The 8,531-nt window shown below is 70.0% G+C and carries 8 protein-coding genes; all 8 read left to right on the forward strand.

Translation table 11 applies throughout. The features are described from left to right. Positions 1-229 precede the first annotated feature (229 nt). The 8 genes from FrCorBMG51_RS16195 to FrCorBMG51_RS28390 all read left to right on the forward strand — a co-directional run bounded on the left by FrCorBMG51_RS16195 (position 230) and on the right by FrCorBMG51_RS28390 (position 8,391). Complete coding sequence (locus FrCorBMG51_RS16195; RefSeq protein ID WP_047223897.1) at positions 230-574, forward strand: antibiotic biosynthesis monooxygenase family protein; 345 nt, start codon at positions 230-232, stop codon at positions 572-574. 52 nt (positions 575-626) lie between these two features. Then, complete coding sequence (locus tag FrCorBMG51_RS16200; RefSeq protein ID WP_047223898.1) at positions 627-1,103, forward strand: SRPBCC family protein; 477 nt, start codon at positions 627-629, stop codon at positions 1,101-1,103. Positions 1,104-1,226: 123 nt separating this feature from the next. Next, positions 1,227-1,640 (forward strand): cupin domain-containing protein, encoded by a 414-nt coding sequence (locus FrCorBMG51_RS16205; protein ID WP_047223899.1) that lies wholly within the window; start codon positions 1,227-1,229, stop codon positions 1,638-1,640. A 61-nt stretch (positions 1,641-1,701) separates the two neighbouring features. Next, entirely contained in the window at positions 1,702-2,994 is a 1,293-nt protein-coding gene (locus tag FrCorBMG51_RS16210) for a beta-ketoacyl-[acyl-carrier-protein] synthase family protein (RefSeq protein ID WP_139342353.1), read from the forward strand. Beyond that, on the forward strand, positions 2,991-4,265 hold the full coding sequence (locus FrCorBMG51_RS16215) for a beta-ketoacyl synthase N-terminal-like domain-containing protein (protein WP_047223901.1): 1,275 nt from the start codon (positions 2,991-2,993) through the stop codon (positions 4,263-4,265). Before FrCorBMG51_RS16210 ends, FrCorBMG51_RS16215 begins: the two co-directional genes overlap by 4 nt. After that, positions 4,262-5,101, forward strand: a complete 840-nt coding sequence (locus FrCorBMG51_RS25430; RefSeq protein ID WP_052914742.1) for an ester cyclase — start codon at positions 4,262-4,264, stop codon at positions 5,099-5,101. Before FrCorBMG51_RS16215 ends, FrCorBMG51_RS25430 begins: the two co-directional genes overlap by 4 nt. 78 nt (positions 5,102-5,179) lie before the next feature. After that, positions 5,180-6,538: a nucleotide disphospho-sugar-binding domain-containing protein gene (locus tag FrCorBMG51_RS34855; RefSeq protein WP_086055501.1), complete on the forward strand. Its 1,359-nt coding sequence runs from the start codon at positions 5,180-5,182 to the stop codon at positions 6,536-6,538. Next, on the forward strand, positions 6,445-8,391 hold the full coding sequence (locus FrCorBMG51_RS28390; RefSeq protein WP_235433642.1) for an FAD-dependent monooxygenase: 1,947 nt from the start codon (positions 6,445-6,447) through the stop codon (positions 8,389-8,391). Before FrCorBMG51_RS34855 ends, FrCorBMG51_RS28390 begins: the two co-directional genes overlap by 94 nt. The last annotated feature ends 140 nt before the right edge of the window (positions 8,392-8,531 follow it).

Consider the following 8,531-nt stretch of genomic DNA (forward strand, 5'->3'; position numbering starts at 1 on the left):
CCCGCCGGATCCGGCGGGCTCCGACCCCGGATCCGGTGCGGAGGGACGTCCAGCGAAGGGGGCATCCAGAAGCCGTCGAACGGGCGAAGTCGACCATCTGTGGTTCTTCGCCGTCCGCTGGCACGTGTACCCGGATGACGAGCCGGTTCAGACATATCAGCGATGGCGCCACGGGCCGTGTCCCGCGCTGGCCCGAACCTGACCACAGACATCCGAACGGAGATACCCGATGAGTGCTTCCAGCACTTTCCGGATCGTTCTTACGCAGCAGATCATACCCGGCCGGGAACGCGAGTTCGAGGAGACCTGGCTGCAGGTCGCTCCGGACGCCGCCAAACAACCGGGAAATCTCGGCGCCTGGCTGGTCCGTTCCACGGACGATCCCAGCACCTACTACATATTCGGCGAGTGGGCCAACGAGCAGGCGTACCAGGAGTTCCAGCGCAATCCCGAGCACTTGGAGCACCGGAAGCGGCTGCACGCGCTGCGCACCAGCTTCTCCGCGGCCACCGGGACCGTGGTGGCGCACCTGCCCGGAGTCGGCGCGCGCGCGTACGCCGAGCAGGCTGGCTGAACCAGCGCCGACAGCTTTCTCGACCGGAACATCGTCAAGCAAACGGAGAGCCATGGCCGGGCACACGGAGAACTCGATCTGGATCGACGCCGACATCGATCTGGTCTGGACGATCACAAACAATCTCGAGGACTGGCCGAATCTTTTCACCGAATACGCCGCGGTGGAGATTCTCGAGCACCAGAACCAGACCTTCAGGTTCCGTCTGACGATGCACCCGGACGCGAACGGAAAGGTCTGGAGCTGGGTCTCGGAACGGACACTGGATCCGGAGAAGCACCGCGTCCGGGCACGCCGGGTCGAACCAGGCCCCTTCGAGTTCATGAACATCGAGTGGACCTACGAACCCGAAGGCGCCGGCACCAGGATGCGCTGGGTGCAGGACTTCCACATGCGCCCGGACGCGCCGGTCGACGACGAGTGGATGACCAACAACATTAACAACAACACCCGACGGGAGATGGGCGTCATCCGGGAGAAGGTCGAGCGGGCCGCCCAGCACGCGAAGGCCCTTCCTCAGCAGGTCTGATCAGCTCCGATCAGGGCCTGGCGTCTGTTGTGAATCCCGCGCGCAGCGCCGGGCCCATCGGATCCCGTCCCGGAAGCCGATCAGGCGGCTCCGGGAGGTCCGCGACGCACTCAAGGAGAAGCGATGACCCTGACGACCGACAACCCGGCCGTGACGCCGAAGGTGCTCTCCATCCATGACGTCCCGGCCAACCGCCGCCGCGGTGGCGACATCCGCACGCTGCTGTCCCCCGCGACGGTGGGCGCCAAGTCCGGCTTCCTCGGCACGCTGACGCTGCGGCCCGGCGAGTTCGTCAGCGAACACTGGCACCCGTACTCCGAGGAGTTCCTGTACTGCGTGTCCGGGCAGGTCGTCGCGCGGCTCGACGGCGAACACACCGCGCTCCCCGCCGAGCACGGGTTGCTCATCCCGATCGGCACCCGCCACCGGATCGTCAACGACGGCGACGAGACCGCCTTCCTCGTCTTTCATCTCAGCCCGCTGGCACCGCGGCCGGACCTCGGCCACGTCGACACCGAACCGCTCCCCCAGCCCTGACCCAGCCCCGAAACACCCGCTATGGAACACCCGTGAGAAACGCCCCGTGAAGGAGCCGGAAGTGAGAAGGACGGCCATAACCGGCATCGGCGTGGTCGCGCCAGGAGGCACTGTCCGCAAGGAGTTCTGGGATCTGCTGACCGAGGGCCGGACGGCGACCAGGCGTCTGTCGTTCTTCGACCCGACGCAGTTCCGCTCGCAGATAGCCGCCGAATGCGACTTCGACCCGGCCGCTGCTGGCCTGACCCCGCAGGAGATCGCCCGCAACGACCGCTTCGTGCAGTTCGCCCTCGCGGCCGCGACCGAGGCCGTGGCCGACAGCGGTCTGGATCTCGGCCGGGACGGCGCCGACAGCGCCGACGGTGCCGACGGCGGTGGCCCGGTGGTGGCCGTCAGCATGGGCAGCGCGGTCGGCGCGACCACCCGTCTGGAGGACGAGTACGTCGTCGCCAGCGACAGCGGACGCGACTGGCTCGTCGATCCCGTCTACGCCTCGTCGTTCCTTTATCACGCTCTGGTTCCAAGCTGTCTGGCCACCGAGGTGGCCTGCCGTTTCTCCGCCCACGGCCCGGCGCACGTGGTCTCGACGGGCTGCACCTCCGGGATCGACGCGGTCGGGTACGGCCACCAGCTCATCGCCGACGGCGAGGCCGACATCGTGATCGCGGGGGCGACGGACGCGCCGCTGTCCCCGATCTCCATCGCCTGCTTCGACGCGATCCGCGCGACGTCGGCCCGCAACGACGATCCCGAGCACGCCTCCCGACCGTTCGACGCCAGCCGGGACGGGTTCGTCATGGGTGAGGGCTCCGCCGTGCTCATCCTGGAGGATCTCGAGCACGCCCGGGCCCGGGGCGCGCACGTGTACTGCGAGATCACCGGCTATGCCGCCCGCTCGAACGCCTTCCACATGACCGGTCTGAAGGCCGACGGGCTCGACATGGCCGAAGCGATCTCGGACGCCCTGCGGCAGGGCCGTACCGACCCGACCAGGATCGGCTACGTCAACGCGCACGGCTCCGGGACCAAGCAGAACGACCGCCACGAGACGGCCGCGTTCAAGAAGTCGCTCGGGCAGCACGCCTACGACGTCCCGGTGAGCTCGATCAAATCCATGGTCGGCCACTCCCTCGGGGCGATCGGCGCCATCGAGATCGTGGCCTGTGCCCTGGCGATCGAGAACCGGGTCGTCCCGCCCACGGCCAACTGGTCCAGCCGGGACCCCGAGTGTGACCTGGACTACGTGCCGAACATCGCCCGCGAGCACGACGTCGACGTGGCGCTGTCGGTCGGCAGCGGCTTCGGTGGGTTCCAGTCGGCCATCGTGCTCGACCGCGGACGAGGTGACCGGTGAGCGCCACCCGCGCCGGGCTGCGTCCTGTCATCACCGGCATCGGAGCGGTCACCCCCAGCGGCATCGGGACCGAGGAGCACTGGCGTTCCACGCTGCGCGGCGAGCTGCGGGTGGGGCCGATCACCAGCTTCGACGCCAGCCGGTACGCCACCACGCTCGCCGGTGAGGTGACCGGCTTCGACCCCGCCGACCACATCGGCGGCCGGATCATCCTGCAGACCGACCGGTGGACATGGCTGGGCATGGCCGCGACCGGGTTCGCGCTGACCGACGCCGCCTATAACCCGGCGGCGTACGACCCGTACGCGACCTCGGTGGTGTTCGGGGCCGGATCCGGCGGTAACGACTTCGGCCAGCGGGAGATCCAGCGGCTGTGGAGCCGGGGCCGCCAGGCCGTGAGCGTGTACCAGTCCATCGCCTGGTTCTACGCGGCAACCACCGGCCAGACCTCCATCCAGCACGGAATCAAGGGGCCGTCCGGGGTCGTGGTCTCCGACGACGCCGGCGGTCTCGACAGCCTGGCGCAGGCGCGGCGGACCATCCGCCGCGGAACGCCGGTGGTGCTCGCCGGCGGCGCCGAAGCCGGCCTCACCCCCTACGCGCTGACCTGCCAGACCACGAGCGGACGCCTGTCCACCAGCCGTGAGCCACGCGGCGGCTACAAGCCGTTCGACCGTGACGCGGGCGGCCATGTGCCCGCCGAGGGCGGCGCGACGCTCGTCGTGGAGGACCCGGCGTCCGCGGCGGCCCGCGGCGCGCCAGGGGTGTACGCCGAGATCGCCGGGTACGCGGCGACCCACGACGCGTACCACCACCGCGACCCGACGCCGGATCCGCGCTGGTACGCCGAGGCCATGCGCCGGGCGCTCGCCGACGCGCGGCTCACCCCGGCCGACGTCGATGTGATCTTCGCGGACGGCGCGGGCTCCCGTGACCTCGACGAGGTCGAGGCACGCGCGATCCATGCCGCGTTCGGCGCGCACGCCGAACGCGTCCCGGTCACCGCCCCCCAGGGGCTGACCGGGCGGATGAGCGCGGGCGGCTCGGCGCTGGCCGCCGTCAACGCCGTGCTGTCCATCCGCGACGGGGTGATCCCGGCGGTGGGCAACCTCGACGACCCGGCACCGGAGTACCGCCTCGACCTCGTCCGGGTGCCGCGCGAGGCCCCGGTGCGAGTCGCCATGGTCAACGCCCGCGGCTACGGCGGCTTCAACAGCTCGCTGATCCTGCGGGCCGTCGACCCCGCGACCACGGACGGAGGAATCCGATGATCAGAGCGACGCTGCGCATGCTCGTCCGTCCCGACCGGGAACAGGACTTCGTCGACGCCTGGGAGAAGATCGCCTCGGTGGTCCGCCAGGCGCCGGGCAACCTGCGCCAGAGTCTCCTGCGCACCGGCCCCCGCGAATTTGTGATCACCAGCGACTGGGACAGCCCGGAAGCATTCCAGAAATTCGAGCGAAGCCCGGAACAGGACGTCCTGACCGCACCCCTGCGCGAACTTCGGGAAAGCGCGAGAATGGAAGTCTCAGAAATCGTCCTGCATGTCGAGAAAGAAGACTCGGAAATTTCTCCGGAAAGAGCGGAATCCGCTGTCGACAGGCAGGTCGAGGCCAACCGGAGAACGATTCTCGAGCACTTCCGGTCGCTGGAGCGCGGGGACGTCGACGCCGCCGTGTCGGCCTTCGCGCCGGACATGGTCAACCACCGGCTCCAGCCAGGCAGCCCCCCGGGGCGCGACGGGCTGGCCCAGACCCTGGCGGTCGTGCTGCGCGCCTTCCCGACCGCGACCTGGACGGTCGAGAGCATCGTCGCGGACACCGAGAACGTCGTGGCGAAACTGGCGGTCGAGGGCGAGGTACAAGACGTGATCATGGGTGTGCGGGCGACCGGCCAGCGGGTCACCTGGCGGCACATCCACTGGTTCCGCATATTGGACGGCACGGTGGTCGAGCACGACGCCATCCGTGACGACCGCGGCCTGCTGCGCCAACTCGGTGTGGGCACGGGGGGAACGCATTCCGGCGGGCTCGGCGTCAGTCTGCCGGGAAGTACTCGCACACTCCAGCCGGATACCAGTGACCGCGACCCGGCGTTCACCGCCTGAAACGGGATTCCGGCCCGGGACGACCGTCGCGGGCCGTGTCCCCATACCTGTCACACCCGTAAGGAGCAATTCGTGCGAGTGCTCTTCACCACTTCTCCGGTCCACGGTCATCTCTTTCCGCTGGTTCCGCTCGCGCACGCGCTGCGGGCGGCCGGCGACGACGTCCTGGTCGCCGCGCCGGCGAACTTCACCGGCGCCATCACCGAGGCCGCGCTGCCGGCGGGGGCGACCGCGCCGTCGGTCGACTTCCTCACAATCATGACCAGGGACCGGGACGGCCGGCCGGTGCCGCCCGCGACAAACGCCGCGGAACGCAACGAGGGCACCGGCCGGGCCTGGGGGCGCCTGACCGCCGCCACCCTGCCGTACACGCTGGAACTGGTGGAGCGCTGGCGCCCGGACGTCATCATCAGCGAACCGACCGAGCACGCGGGCCAGCTCGCCGCCGAGACGCACGGCCTGCCCTGGGTCGAACACGGCTGGGGTGTGACGACGATGCCCGAGGCCCGGCCGCCCGCCCGCGACGAACTCACGCCGGAACTCGCCGGCCTGGGCCTGACGGACCTGCCCGAACCCGCGCTGCGCCTGCACCCGTGCCCGCCGAGCCTGCGGCCCGCGGACCCGCCCGGATCCCGCGACCGGCACATCCGCTACGTCCCCTACAGCGGAGCCGCCGCGCTGCCCGAGTGGATCCTCGGGCGGACGGAGCGGCCCCGGGTCACCCTGGCCGTCGGCAGCAGCCTGGTCAGGGCCGCCTTCCGGGACCTCGCGGAAACGCTGGCGGAGGTCGCCGCCGTCCTGCACGGCCTCGGCATCGAGGTCGTGGCCGGCCTGGAGGATCCGATCAGCCCCGGCTGGACGCTGCCGCTGCCGGCCGGCGCCCCCACCGGCCTGCTCCCGCTGCACCTGGTCGCACCCACCAGTGACCTTGTCGTCCACCACGGGCGCTCCGGGGCGACGCTGACCGCGGTGACGGCGGGCCTGCCGNNCCGCGGTGACGGCGGGCCTGCCGCAGCTCGCGCTGCCGCGGTTCGCGGACCAGTTCGACAACGCCGCGCGCATCAGCGCCGCCGGCGCGGGCCGGCAGCTGCTGGGGGAAGGCGTCACGGCCAAGTCGGTCGTCGCGGCCTGCCGCGACCTGCTCGACACCCCCTCGTACCGGGACAGGGCGGCGGCGCTCTCCGCCGAGAACGCCGCCCAGCCGACGCCCACCGACGTCGTCGCGGTCATCCACGACCTCACCGCCGCCCTGGTCTGACCAAACGGGAGCAGCTTTCATCATGGAGACAGATTTCTGCGTCATCGGCGCCGGCCCGGCCGGGCTCAGCCTGTCGCTGCTGCTGGTGCGATCCGGCGCCCGGGTCGTTCTCGTCGAACGGGCGACGTCGTTCGACCGCGAATACCGCGGCGAGATCCTCCAGCCCGGAGGCGCGCTGATACTGGACCAGCTGGGTGTTCTCGACGGCGCCCGCAAACGGGGCCACTACGAGTGCTCGCGCTTCCGTATCGTCTCCGGCGGACGCCCCCTGTTCCAGGCCGAGTACGACCAGATCGAACCGCCGTACAACCACTTCCTCAGCATCCCGCAGCCGAACGTCCTGGAAGAACTCTTCGACGCCTGCAAACAGTACGACCGCTTCGAGTATCTCGACGGCCGGTCACCGAGCGGGCTGCTCCTGGACGGCGAGCGCGTCGTCGGCGTCACCCTGCCGGACGGCGACACCGAACAGCGGATCAACGCCCGGTGCGTGATAGCCGCGGACGGGCGGCACTCGAAGACCCGGCGGCTGGCCGACATCACATTCACCAAGATCGACGCCTTCGACTACGACATGGTGTGGTTCAAACTGCCCGCCCCACAACGACACGGCCCCGAGGTGACGGTCTTCCAGGGCGACGGCAACCCGATCATCGTCTACGACGCCTACCCCGACAGCCTCCAACTGGGCTGGACGCTCCCGCGGCGCAGCTACCGGTCGCTGGCCCAGCACGGGATCGAACACATCAAGGAACAGATCCGCCAGTCCGTTCCCCGCTACGCCGACCTGATCACCAAGTACATCAACGTGCCTGGTGACCTCGCGGTGCTGGACGTGTTCGCCGGTTTCGCCGACACCTGGGCCCGGGACGGTCTGCTGCTCATCGGGGATGCGGCGCACACGCACGGCCCCATCGGCGGCCAGGGGATCAACCTCGCCATCCAGGACGCGGCACTCGCGCACCCGATCCTCGTCTCGGCGCTGGCCGCCGGCAGCTTCGACCGCGACACGCTCGGCCAGTTCGAACAACAGCGGCGGCCGGTCGTGGAAACGGTCACCCAGATGCAGGCCAGGCAGGCCAAACTGCTGTTCGCCCGCCCCGGCGGCCCCCCACCCGACCTGGCCGCCGAACACGGTGCCCCCGGCGCCCCCGGCGAGCACGGCGGCCCCCCGGCCGGCCCGCCCGCCGAACACAGCGGCCCTCCAGCCGGCCCGCCCGCAGGGCACGGCGGGCCNGCCACCCCGGATACCGGACGCGGTGGTCCCCCAACCGGCCCAGGCACCGGCGGCGGTCCCGGGGACGGCCATGGGCACGGGCACGGGCACGGCGGCCCGCCNCGGTGGTCCCGGCCGCGGTGGCCCGCCGCTCGTCGTCAACGCGTCCCCGGTAGCCTTCGGCACCCAACGCGTCTCAGCCCGCACCGACATCTTCGTCGACTGATCTCTTCTGGGAAGCGATGCTCTCCAACGCTTGGAGCGGCCGCGTCTCGGCCGTCAGAATACCGTAAAGCAGATTACCGGACAGATGCGGTGACCTCTCTCGTGTCGAGACGGTCACCGCATCTGTCAGTATCATTCCGTGTTCGGAACTATGATCACGATCGACTGGTCGTGGTTGAAGGAAAGGCTGGCGCAGGGCCGGCCCACGGCCCACGGCTGACCGAAGCCGCTGTCGTCGATCCGCCAGGACTGCAGGCCGTAGGTATCCAACTTCTGCCGGACCATTTCGATGATCTCGCCGCGGGGGCGGCAGTGATCTGCCCGCACGGCGGTTACCACGTCGTTCTGGAAAGCCGCGAATCTGCGCGCGGAATCAGACAGGCCCGTAAAAGGACGCAGCCCCAGCGCGCGGCAGGCTTTCTTCGACGGAAACACCGCGATGGCCCCACCCGAGGTAAGGCAGGCGGCGAGTTCCGACGGTACGTTCATTCCAATGGACCGCCACACCTGCCGGCAGGATTCTACTGGGTCCGTCACCCCGCCGCCGACAATGTCCGTGTCACCGTGAAGACTCACCGTCTTATAACATGACACCGTCGTGGCCTGGGTCGCCACATCACCGGGAAGCAGTTCTCGGCCGGCGGCCGTCCCAAGAACAGCCACCACGGCCACGGCCGGAACGACTATCAGCTTTCGCCGCCACCACGGCCTCCGGGCCGGCTCGGAAGCCG

Origin of the sequence: Protofrankia coriariae (assembly GCF_001017755.1) — a bacterium.
Taxonomy (GTDB): Bacteria; Actinomycetota; Actinomycetes; order Frankiales; family Frankiaceae; genus Protofrankia; species Protofrankia coriariae.